At 55.8% G+C, this 16,987-nt stretch carries 13 protein-coding genes; 1 reads left to right on the forward strand and 12 read right to left on the reverse strand.

All coding sequences use genetic code 11. The features are described from left to right. The first annotated feature begins 95 nt into the window (after nt 1-95). Entirely contained in the window at nt 96-1,091 is a 996-nt protein-coding gene (locus BMW41_RS04075) for a zinc dependent phospholipase C family protein (protein WP_074648970.1), read from the forward strand. A gap of 173 nt (nt 1,092-1,264) precedes the next feature. Here BMW41_RS04075 and BMW41_RS04080 read toward each other — a convergent pair whose 3' ends face one another. The 12 genes from BMW41_RS04080 to BMW41_RS04135 form a co-directional block, all read right to left on the reverse strand. Continuing rightward, nucleotides 1,265-1,936, reverse strand: a complete 672-nt coding sequence (locus tag BMW41_RS04080) for a hypothetical protein (RefSeq protein WP_074648971.1) — start codon at nt 1,934-1,936, stop codon at nt 1,265-1,267. A 98-nt stretch (nt 1,937-2,034) separates the two neighbouring features. Next, a complete protein-coding gene (locus BMW41_RS04085; RefSeq protein WP_074648972.1) occupies nt 2,035-4,017 on the reverse strand; it encodes a D-alanyl-D-alanine carboxypeptidase family protein in 1,983 nt (660 codons plus the stop codon). Nucleotides 4,018-4,019: 2 nt separating this feature from the next. Next, nucleotides 4,020-4,976 (reverse strand): glycosyltransferase family 2 protein, encoded by a 957-nt coding sequence (locus BMW41_RS04090; RefSeq protein WP_031472422.1) that lies wholly within the window; start codon nt 4,974-4,976, stop codon nt 4,020-4,022. Between the two features lie 4 nt (nt 4,977-4,980). Further along, nucleotides 4,981-5,820 carry a LicD family protein gene (locus BMW41_RS04095; protein WP_031472420.1) on the reverse strand — a complete coding sequence of 280 codons (840 nt, stop codon included), beginning with the start codon at nt 5,818-5,820 and terminating at the stop codon, nt 4,981-4,983. A 186-nt stretch (nt 5,821-6,006) separates the two neighbouring features. Continuing rightward, on the reverse strand, nt 6,007-7,338 hold the full coding sequence (rfbH, locus tag BMW41_RS04100) for a lipopolysaccharide biosynthesis protein RfbH (protein WP_074648973.1): 1,332 nt from the start codon (nt 7,336-7,338) through the stop codon (nt 6,007-6,009). Between the two features lie 62 nt (nt 7,339-7,400). After that, nucleotides 7,401-8,465 (reverse strand): CDP-glucose 4,6-dehydratase, encoded by a 1,065-nt coding sequence (gene rfbG, locus BMW41_RS04105; RefSeq protein WP_334292492.1) that lies wholly within the window; start codon nt 8,463-8,465, stop codon nt 7,401-7,403. Then, nucleotides 8,462-9,235, reverse strand: a complete 774-nt coding sequence (gene rfbF / locus BMW41_RS04110; RefSeq protein WP_074648975.1) for a glucose-1-phosphate cytidylyltransferase — start codon at nt 9,233-9,235, stop codon at nt 8,462-8,464. Before rfbF ends, rfbG begins: the two co-directional genes overlap by 4 nt. A gap of 123 nt (nt 9,236-9,358) precedes the next feature. Further along, nucleotides 9,359-10,762, reverse strand: coding sequence for a hypothetical protein (locus BMW41_RS04115; RefSeq protein ID WP_074648976.1), 1,404 nt, complete (start codon nt 10,760-10,762; stop codon nt 9,359-9,361). Beyond that, the gene (locus BMW41_RS04120) at nt 10,759-11,844 is read right to left on the reverse strand and encodes an aldose epimerase family protein (RefSeq protein WP_074648977.1); all 1,086 of its coding nucleotides are present in this window, start codon (nt 11,842-11,844) and stop codon (nt 10,759-10,761) included. The genes BMW41_RS04115 and BMW41_RS04120 overlap by 4 nt, the downstream gene beginning before the upstream one ends. Further along, a complete protein-coding gene (locus BMW41_RS04125) occupies nt 11,845-13,893 on the reverse strand; it encodes a B12-binding domain-containing radical SAM protein (RefSeq protein ID WP_074648978.1) in 2,049 nt (682 codons plus the stop codon). Beyond that, a complete protein-coding gene (locus BMW41_RS04130) occupies nt 13,890-14,531 on the reverse strand; it encodes a D-sedoheptulose-7-phosphate isomerase (RefSeq protein WP_074648979.1) in 642 nt (213 codons plus the stop codon). Before BMW41_RS04130 ends, BMW41_RS04125 begins: the two co-directional genes overlap by 4 nt. Further along, the gene (locus BMW41_RS04135; RefSeq protein ID WP_083378774.1) at nt 14,528-16,981 is read right to left on the reverse strand and encodes a hypothetical protein; all 2,454 of its coding nucleotides are present in this window, start codon (nt 16,979-16,981) and stop codon (nt 14,528-14,530) included. Before BMW41_RS04135 ends, BMW41_RS04130 begins: the two co-directional genes overlap by 4 nt. Nucleotides 16,982-16,987: the final 6 nt, after the last annotated feature.

Here is a 16,987-nt window from a genome sequence, read left to right on the forward strand (position 1 = left end):
GTTTTTTATTTTTTCTATATGATCCCCGGCAAATCGCCGATATTACTTCTGTGCTATACTGAACTCAAACGATAACGATACAGAAAGGAACCGAAATGCCCGGATTTACCACTCATTATATATTCGGTCTGAAATCATACCGGCACCTCGGCAGCTGCCGGCTGAAATATCTGATTTCCCGCTACCGCGGTCTCTATCAGCTCGGTCTTCAGGGCCCGGATATGTTCTTCTATTATATTCCGGGACTCCGGCACCGCGGTTTCAACAACGTCGGCTCAACCATGCATTCCTACCGCACGGGAGATTTCTTCGAGACTTTCATCCGTCACATCGGCTCGACCGACTCCAATACCCAGCAGGGACAGGCCATCGCTTATCTCGCCGGGCTCCTGAGTCACTACGCGGCGGACTCCATCTGCCATCCGTACATTTATGCGCTGTCGGATCACTGTGTGGAACACCCGAACGCCGCCTCCTACGGCCGGCACGCCGAACTGGAAAATGATATCGATGCCATTCTTCTGTGGCATTACAAAAAGAAGAAACCGTCGGAATTCAGCCAGACGGCAACGATCCTTCTGAACGGTCAGGAGATCCAGTTTATCAGCCGTTTCCTGTCGGAATGCATCAATTCGGTCTACTACCCGGTGACGGTTCATTCCACCTTCCGCGTCACACCGGCCATGGTGCACCGGTCGATCATCGCCATGAAGATCGGAACCCGGACGCTCTCGGATTCCAAAGGCCGCAAGCGATTCGGCCTCGCGGTTCTGGAATCCCTCGTCATGCGGCGGCCGGTGGCGTCGGCGAAAATGGTGGCAGACGGCGTGGTCGACTACCATGGGTGTCTGAACACCGCCCACGAGCCGTGGATCAATCCCTGGGATCCGTCTCTGGTCTCCACGGAATCCTTCCCCGATCTTTTCGGGAAAACAATAGAAAAATCCGACGAGATCTTCCGGATGCTGAATCACAGCATCGAGTGCCCGATCTCGCTCCAGCGACAGAATCTGGAAGATCTCCTGACTGTCATCGGAAGCAATTCCTATCACTCCGGCCTTCCGACCGGCCATGAGATGGGTGCGGAATAACGTCCGCAGGGGGCTTCGGCGCCCCATCCCCTCAGTCCTGAGGGGATGGGGGAGCCCCGCGGAGTGTTTTCAGATTACGGAAAAAACGGAGAATATTCCCATGATCTCAAAAACGGCAGAGAAACCGTGCCATCCGGTTTCTCCGCCGTTTTCTTTATCCTTCCGCAGATTCCTTACTGCGCCTTTGTCTCTGACTCTGACTCTGTCTCTGTCTCGTCCTCTTCCTCTGTCTCGGAACTGCTCTCCGTCTCCTCTGCAGCCGCAGAGGTCTTCGCTGCAGCTGCCTCCTCGGCAGCATGCTTCTTCAGCACTTCGAGCGCTGCCTTGGTATCCGGAAGTTTGAAGTCCTCTCCGGCCGGATACTCACAGTCAAGATACCAGGTATCCCGGTCTTCCTTGGTGCTGTCCGGCATGATTCCGAGGGATACACCGTAATCCTTCCAGAGACCGCCGTAGGAATTCTCATCCGACATGGCAATCTTGCCGTCCTGCGTTGCGACAATATCGTTGAACATCTTCAGAGCATCTTCCGCATAACGGCTCAGGTCCTCAGCGGAGAACTTATCGTCCACCGCCCAGAGCAGCATGATCTCCTTGGTCTCCTGATTCAGATAAATGCTGAACTTGACACTGTTCGGATACTCCGTTTTATCATCAAAAATGGAATGAGCGTCATCTGCGACCTGCTCCCAGTCAATCTCGACATTTTCCGGTGCACCATCCTCCGGGTTGCCCGTTACGGCAACGGTCTGGTGATCGGCATTGACAATATTACTCTTTGTACATCCGGCCAGCATCGCAAGGGATGTCAGAACGACTGCTGCGGACAGTAACGGCTTTTTCATTCGGTAACCTCCAAAATGCATTCCAGCAAAAACTATTCGGTATTATATACTATCCGCGCTTTGATTGTCAGCAGATTACGAAAAAGTTCAAGAAATCTTCATACATGCGGCTGTCTCTTCTCCGGATCCTCTTCCGTAATCAGTTCTCCGTCCATACCGAAGTCTTCATCCAGAAAACTGTCGTCCGGATTTTCCGGCGTTTCTGTTTTCAAGGCCTCCGTCTGCGGAACCGCCGGAGATTTCACGTCTTCCGCCCTGCCGTGATGATCCGCCGGAGAATTTCCGGCTTCCGTCACACGGTAAGTCTCTGCGGAGAAATCCCGGGAGCTGTTTTTCTCCCCGCGGCTTCTGCGGCGGCGGCCGACCATTTCCGCAAACTCTTCCTCACTGACTCCCATTTCTCTGAGACGTGTACGGCGCCGTTCAAGCCTTTCATTCTCTCTGCGCTTTTGGACGCTATAAGTAAAAAAAGCAATTACCGTCAGAATCGCAAGTCCGGCCACGGCGGCGATGGCGATGATTCCCGGAACGGACAGGTTCCGGACCGCATCTCCGATCCCGGCAAAGAAGCTTCCGATCCCCTTTGCTGCCTTTGAAAAAATGTTGTCTCCCGATTCCGCCTTTGTCCTGCGGTTACCTTCCGTCCCGGTCGCTCCCGTCTCTTTTGCCCGCAGAGACTCGGCGGTCACATACGCACCGCCGGTGACGCGGTCACGATAACTGTACTGGATGTAGGCTGCCGCGCCGTCCGGTGCCGGAGCCGGCATATCCTCTCCCGTGAGAACGGTTCGCTCAAGATCCGTCACGCTCAGATTCTTCGGAACCGTCATCACCGTCTCTTCAACGGAAAGATCCGCCGCATCGAACGTGCTGTCTCCCAGTGTCACATTGCCGGACGCCTGTGAGATCGCAGTCTCCTGTTCCGCAACCGGAACATTCTCGAACCGGTTAAATCCGAATTCCAGCAGATTGATGGTGTCGGTGTAATGGGTCTTCTGCCGGGACTTCATCGTAACCGCAATGAGTCTGCGGCCCTCCTTCACGGCATAGGTCACCAGTGTCTGTCCCGCGATGGATGTGTATCCGGTCTTTCCGGCCACTGCAAAGGGGTAATAGTTTTCACTGTTCGGATCCTCTGTGATCAGGAGTTTGTGCTCCATTTTCACGTTGATTCCGTTCGGATTGTTTTTCGTCGGCGTGGTGATCTTATGGGAGCGGGTGCTTCCGATCTCCAGAAGCCGCTCGTTGCGGTATGCCGCCATGCCGATGAGCGCCATATCATAGCAGCTGGTCAGCTGGGTATCGTCATTTAATCCCGACGGGTTCGCAAAATGACTGTCTCTGCATCCGAGTTCCGCCACCTTGTCATTCATCATCTGGACGAAGCCCTCTCGGGTTCCGCCCACATACTCCGCCAGTGCATTCGCCGACTGATTGGAGGACGCCAGAAGCATCAGATAGAGCGCATCCCGCACCGAGAGGGAATCGCCCTCGTCGAGTCCGTATTTGTTGCCGCTGCCGGATTCCGTATTGTATACCGCATCATGCGAATAGGGAATCATCTGGTCCAGATTATCGACATGTTCCAACACAACCAGTGCCGTCAGGATCTTGGTGATTGAGGCCGGGGCCTTCTGCTGATGCATATTCTGTCCGAACAGCACGCAGCCAGAGTCCACATCGATCACGACGCCCGCCTCCGAGAAGATCCCCGTGTCGGACGGCCATGCCTGTGCATCCTCCGTGACTTCCTGTGCCGCCGTCTCCGCCGCAGCGGCCGCAATGGACGCCACCGCCGCCGAAGCTTCCTCCCCGGTTCCCGCCGTTGCCGCAGCCTGCGCCGCGATGGAGGCAACCCTGGCTGACTGTGCCTGCTGCGGGGAAGTGCCGTACAGCGCCTTCGTAGCGGTCTCCGTGGTCTCCGCTATCGCAGATGCCTCACTTCCGCTTTGCGCTGCAGTGGATGCCGCCCCGGTCTCCGGAGCCGCAAAAACAACGGCAGGAGTCGCTGACACCGTCAGAATTCCTGCTGCCGAGAGAATCCACAGATATCGTTTCCAGTGAAATAGATTTGACTTCAAAATCAGCTGTCCTCTTTCTCGTCCATATTCATTGTGTCATGCACAATGTAGATCGGGCGATCCTTCAGCTCGCTGAACAGGATCGCGATGTACTCTCCGATGATGCCCACCACAAAAAACAGCATGGCAAACATGAAACAGAGTGCAACAACGATCGTTGCGTATCCGTTCGGCGTTCCGTTCACCACATGACTCCAGATCGTGTAGACCATCAGAATCAGTCCCAGAAAGCCCACAAACAGGCCGGAGTATGTGCCGAGACGGAGCGGCAGATCGGAAAAACACAGAATAGTGTTGATGGAAAACCGGAACAGACGCCGGATACTGTATTTGCTGTGTCCGGCCACGCGAGGCTTCGCCTCGTATGTCAGAACCTCCCGGCGAAAGCCGATATTCTGCACATAACCGCGCAGAAAACGCACCTTTTCCCGATAATTCTTCCGGAGAATCTCCGCCGGTTTTTGCGTGACCGCGAAGAAATCGGAGGCATTTTCCATCAGTTTTACATCCGATATATGATTGATCAGACGGTAAAATGCCGTCGATGTGACATTTTTGATCAAACCGGCCGAGCGGTTTTCCGTTCGGACCATGGTGATCACTTCCACGCCGTCGTCAAATCGGCGGATGATCTCCCGCGCCGCCTCCGGCGGGTGCTGAAGATCCGCGTCCATACAGAGGATGCCGTCGCCGTCTGCCATGTCAATGCCGGCGATCATCGCCGCCTCATGGCCGAAATTCCGGGAAAAATTGATCACCTTGATCTTCGGATTTTCGCCGGCAAACCGGCGCAGGATCTCCGGTGACCGGTCGGCGCTTCCGTCATTGACAAAGATCAGCTCATAATCCCAGGCGAGATCCTCAAAGACCGGCACCGCTGTCCGGGCAAATTCTTCCAGTGCCGCCTCCTCGTTATAAACCGAGACAACGATCGACAGCAGTTTTGTCTTGTTCTCCATCATTTTACTCCCAGAACGTAAAGTCGGAATGTTCCGGCACACGCTTTTCCTCCGGCGGAAGTTTCCTGTAATCCCCGTACAGCTGCCGGAGCATCGGCTCATAGCCGGCCGCCACCGAGAGGACGGTGTCCTCAAACGGCACGTCCACCGACTCCCGGAACCAGGAGCTCTCCGCCGTGCAGTACATCCAGTCCGGCGCATAATTGGTAAAGTACAGGTGTCTCGTCTTTTTCCGGAAATTCCAGAAAGACGCCGCTCTTCTCTGCAGTCCAAAGATCATCTTCATCGGGATCCGCTTTCCGATCCCGGCAAGAATCTTTACTCTTATGCGGTCTGCCGCAGAGTATTTGGAATAATCCAGCTCCCGGCGGTGTCCCATCGCAAGACCGTAGACAATCTTCTGGGACAGTCTGGACAGCCTGTCCAGAACGGGATTGTCCGGAATCCGGTCCATCGTGAAAATATCGATCCAGAGGTGGTTGAGTTTTCCCTCATAAAACCGCATTTCTTCATTGTCCGGATAACGGCGGCTGTTTTGATAGATGAGGCGCGCAGTGAAGTCGTAGAATGCCGTCCCGCCGCGAAAATCCTCGGGCCGGAGGAGGTCGATCCCCTCCGGAAGTTCATCTTTTGCGATCCGCAGAAACCGCTCGTAATCTCTCCTTGGCATCGCGATATCCACGTCATCGTCCCATGGAATAAACCCCTTATGGCGTATCGCGCCGAGAAGCGTCCCGGCGTCGAGGAAATACCGGATCCGGTATTTCCGGCAGATCCGGTCAATCTCCTTCAGCATCTTCAGGTTGGCGGCGTGCACCTCCGTCAGATCAAACTTCTGCTGCATTTTTCTCTCCTCCGAGATCAGGCCCAGGCCGGTTTTCTCCGTACCCGGATCTGATCCGTCAATGAAGTTTGAAAATGTACGTTCAAACTTTGTCTCTCCGGCTCAGGCAGACAATTCAGGCTGCCTGTCTGAGCGGCCCTCCGAACTGGAAAGGTCTGAAAAGTCACCTTCCGGCTTTTGGGGCATTCAGGCTTTGACCGCGTCCCGCAGAACCTGGGCCATATAATCAATCTTCTCATCGGTCATGCCCGGATATACGCCGACCCAGAAGGTGTCGCGCATGATGCGGTCTGTCGTCTCCAGCGAGCCGACAACGCGGTAGCCCTCCCCGCTCTTTCTCATCTCGTCGAAACACGGATGCTTGATGAGATTTCCGGCAAACAGCATTCTGGTCTGAACGCCGTGCGCTTCCACATACGAAACGATCCTGTTGCGGTCCACGCCTTCCCGGCATGTGATCAGGAAACCGAACCAGTCCGGATCAGAGTGCTCACAGGCCTCCGGAAGGATGTAATAGTCCTCCAGGCCCTTCAGAGCGGCTCTGAGTCTCGCATGGTTGTGCCGTCTGCGGTCCGCAAAACCCGGCATCTTCTCCAGCTGTGCACAGCCGACCGCCGCCTGCATATCGGTTGCCTTCAGATTGTATCCAAAATGAGAGTACACATACTTGTGATCGTATCCGGCCGGCAGTTCGCCGTACTGTCCGTCAAACCGGTGATGGCAGGTGTCATCCTGTCCCGGCGGACATACGCAGTCGCGGCCCCAGTCGCGGAAGGATTTCGCGATGCGCGCCAGAAGCGGGTTGTCGGTGTAGACAGCGCCGCCCTCGCCCATGGTCATGTGGTGCGGCGGATAGAAACTGGACGTGCCGATGTCGCCGATGGTGCCGGTGTATTTCATCTGTCCATCGATCTCATATCGGCTGCAGAGCGCGTCGCAGTTGTCCTCAACCAGCCACAGTCCGTGCTTTGTGCAGAAATCCTTTACCGCCTTCAGATCAAACGGATTGCCCAGAGTGTGCGCAATCATGACTGCCTTGGTCTTCCCGGACAGCGCCTCCTCCAGCTTTGTGACGTCAATGTTGTACTGCGGAATGGTGACATCCACGAATACCGGCACCGCGCCGTACTGAATCATCGGGGTTACGGTAGTCGGGAAGCCGGCAGCGACGGTGATGACCTCATCTCCGCGCTTGACACGGCGGTCGCCGAGCAGCGGGCTGGTCAGCGTCATAAAGGCGAGAAGATTGGCGGAGGAACCGGAATTCACAAGTGCCGCATAGCGCACACCGAGAAGGTCCGCAAGTCCCTTCTCGAACTGATCGGTCCAGTGTCCGCTGGTCAGCCAGAACTCCAGCGCGCTGTCCACGAGATTTACCATCTCATCGCCGTCATAGACGCGGGACGCGTACGGAATTCGGTCACCTTCCTGAAAATCTTTTTTCTGATTGTGGTATTTATCGCAATAATCGCGCACGAGATCCAGAATCTCTTTTCGCGCTCTCTCCTGATCGGTCATATATATGCTCCTTTTTCAATATCGCGGTCCAGTGGACCTTACGCGCCGGGCGCTGTTTCTGTCTATTCAAAGAACGCGAGAATCTGACGGTCGGTCACGCCTCGCATATCGCTTCCGGCCCGGTCTTCCTTCGCCCACTCCACAGTCATGGCTACGGCCTGATCAATGTGGGTCTTCGGACTCCATCCAAAGGTCTTCTTTGCTTTCGAACAGTCCAGTTTGAGGAAGTTCGCCTCGTGCGGGCCGCCGACATAGCGGTTTTCCCAATGTATCTCCTCGCCCCAGTACTTGCAGAACAGATCGGCAATCTCGCCGGTGGTCACGCAGTCGCAATCATCCGGTCCGACATTGTAACAGCCGGCCAGGGACGGATCCAGCTCCTGTCGCATCGCCGCCGTAAGATAGAGAAACAGCGGCTCCAGCACATGCTGATAGGGCCTTGTCGAATACGGATTGCGGACAATGATGGCCTCTTTCTTTTCCGCCGCGCGGATGCAGTCCGGAATAATGCGGTCCGGAGCATAGTCTCCGCCGCCGATGACATTGCCGGCACGGCAGGTGGAAATGGTGAGGTCACGGGTTCCGTCACTGAAAAATGATCTCCGGTACGACGCCGTCACCAGCTCGGAACAGGACTTGCTGTTCGAGTACGGATCATAGCCGTCCAGCCGCTCATTTTCGCGGTAGCCGTACTCCCACTCCCGGTTCAGATACACCTTATCGGTGGTAACGTTGACAAAGGAACGCACCGACGGTGTCTGCCGGATGCTTTCGAGAATATTGACCGTTCCCATCACATTGGTCTCATAGGTGTATACCGGCGCCTGATAGGATTCCCGGACGATCGGCTGTGCCGCAAGATGAAACACGATCTCCGGCTGTGCCGCCTGCATTTCCCTCATCAGATGCTCCAGATCCCGGACATCGCCGGTCACCGAGTGCATCTCCTTCTCCAGTCCGAGTTTTGCGAACAGGGACGGATCGGTGGGCGGCTCCAGGGAATACCCCGTCACCTCCGCGCCGGCCAGAATCAGAATGCGGGAGAGCCAGGAACCCTTGAAACCGGTGTGACCGGTGAGAAATACCTTTTTCCCTTTATAAAAATCAAATAATTCGCTCATACTCACTCCCAGATCTTCCACGGAGCATTGCCGGTGTCCCACATCTCCTGAAGCTGTCTGTGGTCACGCTGCGTATCCATGCATTTCCAGAAGCCGGAGTGCTGGAATACCATCAGTTCGCCGTCTTTTGCCAGATGCTCCAGCGGCTCTTTCTCGAAGGAAGTGGCATCGCCCTCAATGTAGTCGAACACTTCCGGATTCATGACCATGAACCCGCCGTTGACGATCTTGCCGTCATTGTCATTCTTCTCGCGGAATTCGCTGATGTGACCGTCATCCTTCACCACCATGACACCGAAGCGCTGTCCGATGTTCACGCCGGTGATGGTTGCGATCCTGCCGTGCTTTTTGTGGAACTCCACAAGAGCCTTCAGGTCCACGTTGCTGACGCCGTCGCCGTAGGTCAGGAGGAACGGCTCATTGCCGATGTACTCCTGAATGCGCTTGATTCTTCCGCCGGTCATGGTGTTGAGACCGGTGTCAACCAGCGTCACCTTCCACGGCTCTGCATGCTTGCGGTGAACTTCCATGGAGTTGTTCGCCAGATCAAAGGTGACATCGGACGTGTGCAGGAAATAGTCCGCGAAATACTCTTTCACCACATACTGCTTGTATCCCAGACAGATGACGAAGTCATTGTATCCGAACTGGGAATAATATTTCATGATATGCCAAAGAATCGGCTGCTCGCCGATCTCTACCATTGGTTTCGGTTTGAGGTAACTCTCTTCGCTGATTCGGGTTCCGAATCCGCCTGCAAGAATAACAACTTTCATTTGGTTCCTCCGAAAAAAGTACATAGATAATCTAATAATAAGCAGTTTGAAGCCCTGCTTCAAGCGCTTTGTTGTAAAAGCCTGTCAAATAACCGCTGTGCCTGCGCGGGCTGCCGACAGCCCTCAGCGGAAAATATTCAGCCGGTTTGCCTCCAGAATCCGCAGCGCCTCCCGGACTTTTGCCCCGGAATGCTGAAACTGCGCCGCGAGAACCTCGTCGGGTTCGTTCCGGTAATTTAATCCGACCTTCCGGGCGCGTTCCAGATACGCCTTCCGGTACGGCGCGGTCTCCAGCTCCTTATAGGTGGTCCAGAGACTTCCGGCACCAAAGACGAGGATCGCCATCGTCAGAAGAAACGCGTGCACGCCGCTGCGGCGGATCCGCGCCGCCATCGCGAAGGTCAGCACGATGCCGATGACGCCCATCTTATACTGCAGCGCATACCGGGAGGACATGCCGTAATCCGGATTCATGAAAATCCAGCGGGACACGAGGATCAGCAGATGATTGAGGCCTCCGGACAGCACCATGATCAGCGGAAAAATGGTGTCGGCTGTGATCTTCATTTTCCAGTTCAGCCAGACTGCAGCCAGATATGCCAGAATCACCAGCCCGCCCAGAGCATAGACCATCCGCATGTGATTCTCGCTCCGGTTCATGAACCCGGTCACCTGATTCAGGCCGATCACATCGGAGGCAAATGCCTTCAGCAGAAACTGCACAAAGAACGACGGCGTCTCTTTCGCCACATCGAGCAGCGCCCGGTCCGTCGCGCCGCGGTGCTCATACACCGCGAAATGATTGCTCCAGAGATAGAGCGCAAGGCTTCCCACCGCCGCCGCCGACGACAAAAACCACGCGAAAAAACGGTTCCGGCGGGTATGTCCCGTCTCTCTGGCATAGGTCTTTTTCCGGATCTCCCGGAACATCAGCCCGAGATATGTCAGGACTAAAATGACGGAATATCCGCCGCAGTAGGGCCCCGCGACCAGAGTATCCAACACGAGGGGGATCAGACAGAGAAGAAAGACATCCTTCCCGCTCACCTCGCCGCGAGACGCCGCGATCCGGTCGATCAGCACGAAGTGTCCGATAAAGCCGGAGATGGAAAGAAAGCAGACCCAGCCGGTTCCGTTCGTGATCATTTCCCACTGATTCAGCCCGAAATACAGAACCGACAGGAATACCCAGAGGATCCACATCGCGAAGCCGCCCTGCCGCTGCATATAGCGGGCCATGGCAAAGCCTCCGAGTCCCAGGGAGAGAACCCCCAGAGAAATGTCGAAGAGCGTGCTGTATCCGAAAAACTTCACGTTGACGATCCGCGCGAGATATGTCACGGGCACGCGGGTCAGAATGTCCGGAACCAGAAATTTATCCGGGTTCATCACATCCGGCAGATACGAAAGGACCAGCCGGACGTAGTCCGTATATGCCACATCCAGGCAGGCGGTTCTGACATAATAAAAGCAGAATACCAGTCCCGCCAGCACCGGGATGAGATATGCAAGCTGTTTTTTTGTCATACGTCCGCATTCTCCTGTTCCGCCGCAAACCGGAAAGAAGTCTCCGTTGTCACCACATCCCCCGCCTTCACATACGAATTGCGGTATTTCGCGAATTTCGGCTCATTCACTACGTTCGGGAAGTATTGTGTCTCAAAGCAGGCGCCGGCGTGCGGCAGGTAAATCGAGAGATTCTTTCCCGGAAGCCTGGTTTTCAGCGTGTTCGCCGTGTAGAACTGCAGTCCCGGCAGATCCGTGGAAACCGTCATCCGGATTCCTGTCTTCGGGCTGAACATCTCCGCCACCGGAACCGGATTTCCCGCTTCCGTCTCCAGAATATAGTTGTGATCGTATCCTCCGCCGATCCGCAGCGCATCGTACGGAGTGTCAATATCCCGGCCAATGGGCTTCGGCATCCGGAAATCCATCGGCGTGTTGGCCACGCGCCGGATCTCACCGGTAGGGATCATATCCGGTCCCGTCGGCGTGTAGTAATGCGATACGATCTGCACTTCCTGATCCAGCACCGATCCGCTGTTATGACCGGAGAGATTGAAATAGCTGTGATTGGTAAAATTCACGATGGTATCCTCATCGGATACGGCCTCATAATGAATGGTCAGCGTATTCTCCTGATCGAGGGTATAGGTTACCGTCACGTCGAGATTTCCCGGAAACCCCTGTTCCATCGTGATCATCCGGGTGGTAAAGGATACTGCCGCCAGTGCCTCCGAGCTCTTATACTCTGCATGATAGAACATGGTTCCGGCACGCATGCTTCCGCTGTGAAGGTTGTTTTCGCCGTCATTTTTCTCCAGTTCATAGACTTTCCCGTCAATGGTCACCCGGGCACCGCCGATCCGGTTCGCGTTCCGTCCGACAAAACAGCCGACGGATCCGGAATTCCGGATGTATCCCTCCACGTCATCGTATCCGAGCACGACGTCCACCGGATTTCCGTCCCGGTCCGGCACAATCACGCGGACAAGAACCGCTCCGTAATCCGAGACGGACACCTCCATCCCGTGATCATTTTTCATGGTGTATAAATGCGCCATGTGACCGTCTTCCATGAGTCCGAAGGTCTCCTTAATGATCTCCATTCACATCCTCCTGTCCGTTCTGCTCTCTGCCCCCGCTGTCCGGCCGTCATTTGGCGAATCGATCCGGATCACATCCGCATTGCCGTTCAGCGGATCCCTTCTCCGATAATCGAAGAGAACCGTGATTTTGTCCACCGGGGGTTCCTCTTTGTCCACATTTTTGAGATTTTCATCCACGTTCCGGGAAAAACCGCCGTTTTTCACCGCCTCATTCAGGAGACGGACGACATACGGGTCCGTAAATGTCTCCGCATGGGTCATATGCTCCATCTGTCTGGAATCATACGCCTCATAGCCGCGGAGGCGGCGCTCCGCTTCCGGAAGCGATGCCTCCCGGCGGAAGAACGCCCGCACACCGTCTTTTTCCTCCGCAGAGAGCGCTTCCCCCGCCCATTCCGGGCGGCGGCGGCTGTTCTCCCGGAGATAGAGATCCAGAAGAAAGAGCTCATCATACCGCTCTTTCTTATCCGGATCCCAGTTTTTCACAAATTCTCTCAGAATATCAATCCGCTGGATCCGCGAAAACGCCCGGCCGGTCAGATGATTCTCCCGGTAAAATTCCGAGAGCGCACGGAAGAAGTCGTACGGACTCCCCTTCGCGTCCGCCAGAAGCGTCACGCTCGTGCTGAACTGGAAGCTGTTGTAGTAAACCTCCGTCATCTCCTCCACGCCGCGCAGTTCCAGAAGATCCTCATACGAAATCCAGTCTGTCCGGAGCACTTCATAGGGCGCTTCCGGACTGCAGACGATGCCGTATTTATCCGCGTCCCGGCACAGTGCCGAACCTTTCAGCAGTTTCAAAAAACCAAGCTGCAGCTGGTCCGGTTTCATGCGGAAGATCTCGTCAAACGAATGGCGGAAACTGGCAAGGTTCTCATACGGAAGTCCCGCGATCAGATCCAGATGGCAGTGGATGTTGCCCGCCCGGTGAATCCGTTCCACATTGCGGCGCAGAATTCCAAGATCCATCACGCGGTCGATGGCCCGGATCGTATCCGGATTCACCGACTGAACTCCGATCTCCAGCTGAACCGCTCCCGGCCGGAGCCCCGCGAGAACATCCATTTCATCCTCCCGCAGAAGATCCGCGCCGATCTCAAAATGAAAATTGGTTATCCCGTTGTCATGCTCCGCGATGTACTTCCAGATGGCCATGGCGTGCGCATGATTGCAGTTGAACGTGCGGTCCACGAATTTGACCTGCGGCACCTTCCGGTCCAAAAAGAACTGAAGTTCCGGCAGAACTTTGGAAAGGCTCCGGAACCTTGTCCGGTCGCTCACGGAGGAGAGGCAGTAGCTGCAGGAAAAAGGACAGCCGCGGCTCGTCTCGTAATAGATGATCCGGTTCTCAAAGGCCCAGTCTCCGTCCCCCTGCTGCGCTCTGCACGGCGCTTCCGATTCCGTCATGCGCTGCGGCTGCTCCGTACACTGCAGTTTCCCCATGCTCTGCGGCTGCTCCTTGCGCTGCGTTTTCTCCGTGCGCTGCGGCTCACCGCCGGAAAGATGATCTGCGGCAGAACATGCCCCGCCGTAATCCAGCTCCGGACAGTACACAAACGGGAGGTCATCCATGGCCATCGGCACCGCCGGCGCGTTCCGGCGGATGCTTCCGTCTTCATCGCGAAAGACCAGCCCCGGAATTCCGGACAGATCCTTTTCTCCCCGCAGGCAGGCACCGATCAGACCGCGAAAACTCCTCTCGCCTTCTCCGACCATCACGCCAGTGCACTCCGTGAACTGCTCCAGAAACGATTCCGCTTCATAGGTCACATCCGGACCCCCCGCCCAGATCGGAACCTCCGGCAGAATCCTCCGGAGATCACGGATCAGTCCGGCAATCATATCCCGGTTCCAGATATAACAGGAAAAGCAGATGATATCCGGATGCTTCCGGTAGATATCTTCCAGAATCTCTTCCTTCCGCATGTTGATCGTGTACTCTCCGATGATCGTCTCCGCCGGCAGATCTCCTGTCACTTCCCGGAGATACAGAACCGCCAGATTGGCATGGATATATTTGGCGTTGACCGCCGCCAGAAGCACTCTCATGCCTCAAAGAATTCCTCTTCCAGCATCAGGCATACCGCGTGATACACCGGAAGGTGAAGTTCCTGAATCTTATAAGTTTCCTGCTCCGGAACGACCACCGCTTCATCGCAGAGCGGCAGCATTTTTCCGCCGTCTCTTCCGAGAAGACCGATGACCTTCATGCCCATCGCCTTCGCCATAACCGCCGCGCTGATCACATTGCCGGAGTTTCCGGAGGTGGAGATTCCGAGAAAGACATCGCCGGCCTTTCCGTATCCGCAGACCTGCTGCGCAAAACCGAGGCTTCCGTCCACATCATTCAGAAATGCGGTGGTGAGCGCCGGATGACCGTCAAGCGCGATGGTCGGCAGCCCCATCTGGATCCGGTCCGCCAGCTTTTCCCCGATTTCCGGTGAGATCTCGCAGAGTGACTTCCGAAGCGCCTCCGGCACCGGGCGCTTCTTCACGAACCCCTTCATGAGCTCGCCGGTGATGTGCTCGGCGTCCGAAGCGCTTCCGCCGTTTCCGCCGATCAGCAGTTTTCCGCCGTTCCGGTAGGAATCCCGCAGAATCTCATACATCCCGCGCACGTGATCCTTCTGCCCTTCCAGCACCGGATAACGCTCGATCAGATGATCCAGATATGCTTCCACTGTCATTGTTTTTCGTTCCTCCTGTTTTCGTCTTCCTTCGGCGCCTTTTTCACGATATTCGCGTCAAAGGCCTGAAGATTTTCCTCTGCCTTTTCCGGTGAGACGTGTTCCTTCACACGCTTCATCAGGCAGTTTCCGTTCTCAAAAATCAGATCATCCAGACATCCGGACCGGATCAGTCCGCGCAGGATCATCAGATTCCACTCCTCCTCATCGGAGGAGAAATATTCCCGTTCCGCAAAGACGTAATCGGTCTCCGCGTATTCCATATACTCTTCAAAGCTCTCCGGTGTGAGAACCAGATCGACATTGCCCCACGGCTTCGTGATATCCTTGTACGCCTGCATCACGCACGGGAACTGAAGAACATACGGGTGCTCGCCGAACGCGATGCAGCGGGTGGACGGATCCTTTGCCAGAATATACCAGATATTCTCGCTGCCGCGGCTCTTCATCCGTTCAAACTCTTCGCTGAGCTGGTTTTCCCTGCCCTTGTTCAGAAGTTTAACCGGTGTGAGCCCTTCCCGCATACTCCAGTTGGTGGTCACAGTCACCAGTGCCGCAAACAGCAGCATGGGCAGAACCGCCATCCGGATCTGCGGAATCAGCCCCGTGCCGACCAGCTTGCGGAGGGCGATGCTGACCCAGAAAATGATCATGCTGCACAGAAGCATATAGTAATTTCCGTCAATCTGGTACAGCATACAGAGACTGACCATGCTGCACAGAAGCACCGGCCAGAAGATGACATGATACGCCCGGTGCAGAAGCCCCGTCCGCATTCCCGGAAATCTCCGGTCCGGTTTCCGGAACAGCACGGAATAAAAAATGATCACAAGAAACAGGACCGGCAGCGCCGTGGCCCATGCGATGGCCACATGGTTCATGTCTTTTCCGTGCGGATAGATCAGGATATGGAACAGGCGGCGAAGAAGAACGATCCACGCCGGATCGGTCTGATACGACTCCGGCAGTGCCGTCACCTTGAACGGATACTTCAGTTCAAAACCGAGTTTTGCGAAAATCGATGTGAACACACTGGTCACCGGCATCCCCGTAATCAGCCAGGTACGCATCCAGATTCCGGTCAGCGCTGCCGCCGGAAGAAGGAGGGCCGCCCACTCTCTCTTTTTTGCCCGCAGATCCAGCTTCCCGGTCAGAATCAGAAAGACGGCCATCATTCCCATCATCGCGGTGGAGAACACCAGCGCGGAGGGCTTGAGCGACAGTGTGAGAAGGTACGCCGCTCCCGTCATCAGAAGCCAGAATGCGTCCATCCGTTTTCTCCGGGGGCGCAGATATTTCCGTTCCGGACTTGCCCCCTCGGTCTTCGCCTCATACCCGCTCGACAGATATCGGAAGAAGAATCCGATCATCAGGAGCTGTACATACCAGGTGATGATGTCCGGCTTTCCGGCGAGGCCCATATTCGTAATCGCCGGTGTCGCCGCCGTAAACAGAGCCGCTGCGACCGCCATACGGGCGCCGGCAAGTTTTTTCGCAATCCGAACCGTCTCCTGAAGACCGGCAGCCAGAAACCACAGACTGATGCACAGATGATAGCTGTGACTGGCAAGACCGCTGAGCGGAAGCATCAGCGTCTCAAAGCCTTTCGAATAGACATAGACCATTCCCACCAGCCCCGGATCCTGATAAATGCTCCCGTCCACAAGGAGCACATACTGAGACCGCATTCCGTACCAGAGTGTGTCATAGTCCAGCGTGATATTGATCCGGGCAGCCTGCAGCATGAGAATCCAGAGGCAGAAGAGAAACTCTGGTCTGGGCAGATATTCCCTGCGAAGACGATGCCTCTTTTCTCCTTTGACCGGAGCTGAGTTCCCTCTGCCGAACATCGCCGCCAGATCCTTCCGCTGAAGAATCGCGGCGAAGATGCCCAACGCGGCAGCCGCTCCCCGCAGAACCGGAAGATATGCGGCGTGCACCGCTGAGAGAAGGCAGAACAGCGTGATGATTGCCGAGACGCCGAACACCAGATCCACGCCGGTCCGTTCCGGCCGGAATCCCGCTTCTTCCGAACCGTTCCGGACCCGCCGCCGGATCAGACGTCCGATCAGGATCATATCCGCAAAATACAGCCCCGATAGCAGCACCGGAAGAAGCACAACATGAAGGTAGAGCCAGATCAGAGAAATCGCCCCCACCGCGAGCAGGAATTTCCTCTTCTCCCGGAACCGGACCGCCGCCAGCGTGTACGCCGCGGCGAGAACGAGGAGCTGACCGATCTCCGAGAAGACAGCCGGCGTGCGGATCACCGCTGCCGCAATGCCGTCCGGCCCGTAGAGGGCATAAGAAGGAAGCACGATTCCGAGAAATGCGGTCAGAAACAGCACTGCTCCCGTCAGTTTTTGCTTTTCCATCATAGCTCCCTTCTGTGTGATTGCCGTCGTATCCGTCTTTTTCCGGTCTCCGTCCGGTATCGTCTCTGTCCTCACGTTCTC

Source organism: [Clostridium] aminophilum (assembly GCF_900101295.1).
Taxonomy (GTDB): Bacteria; Bacillota; Clostridia; order Lachnospirales; family Lachnospiraceae; genus Clostridium_R; species Clostridium_R aminophilum_A.

What these genes read in the sequence shown, in the direction of transcription:
- BMW41_RS04115 (WP_074648976.1), bottom strand. Translation starts at nt 10,762, where the DNA reads ATGACAAAAAAACAGCTTGCATATCTCATCCCGGTGCTGGCGGGACTG.
- rfbH (WP_074648973.1), bottom strand. Translation starts at nt 7,338, where the DNA reads ATGACCGATCAGGAGAGAGCGCGAAAAGAGATTCTGGATCTCGTGCGC.
- BMW41_RS04125 (WP_074648978.1), bottom strand. Translation starts at nt 13,893, where the DNA reads ATGAGAGTGCTTCTGGCGGCGGTCAACGCCAAATATATCCATGCCAAT.
- BMW41_RS04095 (WP_031472420.1), bottom strand. Translation starts at nt 5,820, where the DNA reads ATGCAGCAGAAGTTTGATCTGACGGAGGTGCACGCCGCCAACCTGAAG.
- BMW41_RS04130 (WP_074648979.1), bottom strand. Translation starts at nt 14,531, where the DNA reads ATGACAGTGGAAGCATATCTGGATCATCTGATCGAGCGTTATCCGGTG.
- BMW41_RS04120 (WP_074648977.1), bottom strand. Translation starts at nt 11,844, where the DNA reads ATGGAGATCATTAAGGAGACCTTCGGACTCATGGAAGACGGTCACATG.
- rfbF (WP_074648975.1), bottom strand. Translation starts at nt 9,235, where the DNA reads ATGAAAGTTGTTATTCTTGCAGGCGGATTCGGAACCCGAATCAGCGAA.
- BMW41_RS04090 (WP_031472422.1), bottom strand. Translation starts at nt 4,976, where the DNA reads ATGGAGAACAAGACAAAACTGCTGTCGATCGTTGTCTCGGTTTATAAC.
- BMW41_RS04080 (WP_074648971.1), bottom strand. Translation starts at nt 1,936, where the DNA reads ATGAAAAAGCCGTTACTGTCCGCAGCAGTCGTTCTGACATCCCTTGCG.
- BMW41_RS04075 (WP_074648970.1), top strand. Translation starts at nt 96, where the DNA reads ATGCCCGGATTTACCACTCATTATATATTCGGTCTGAAATCATACCGG.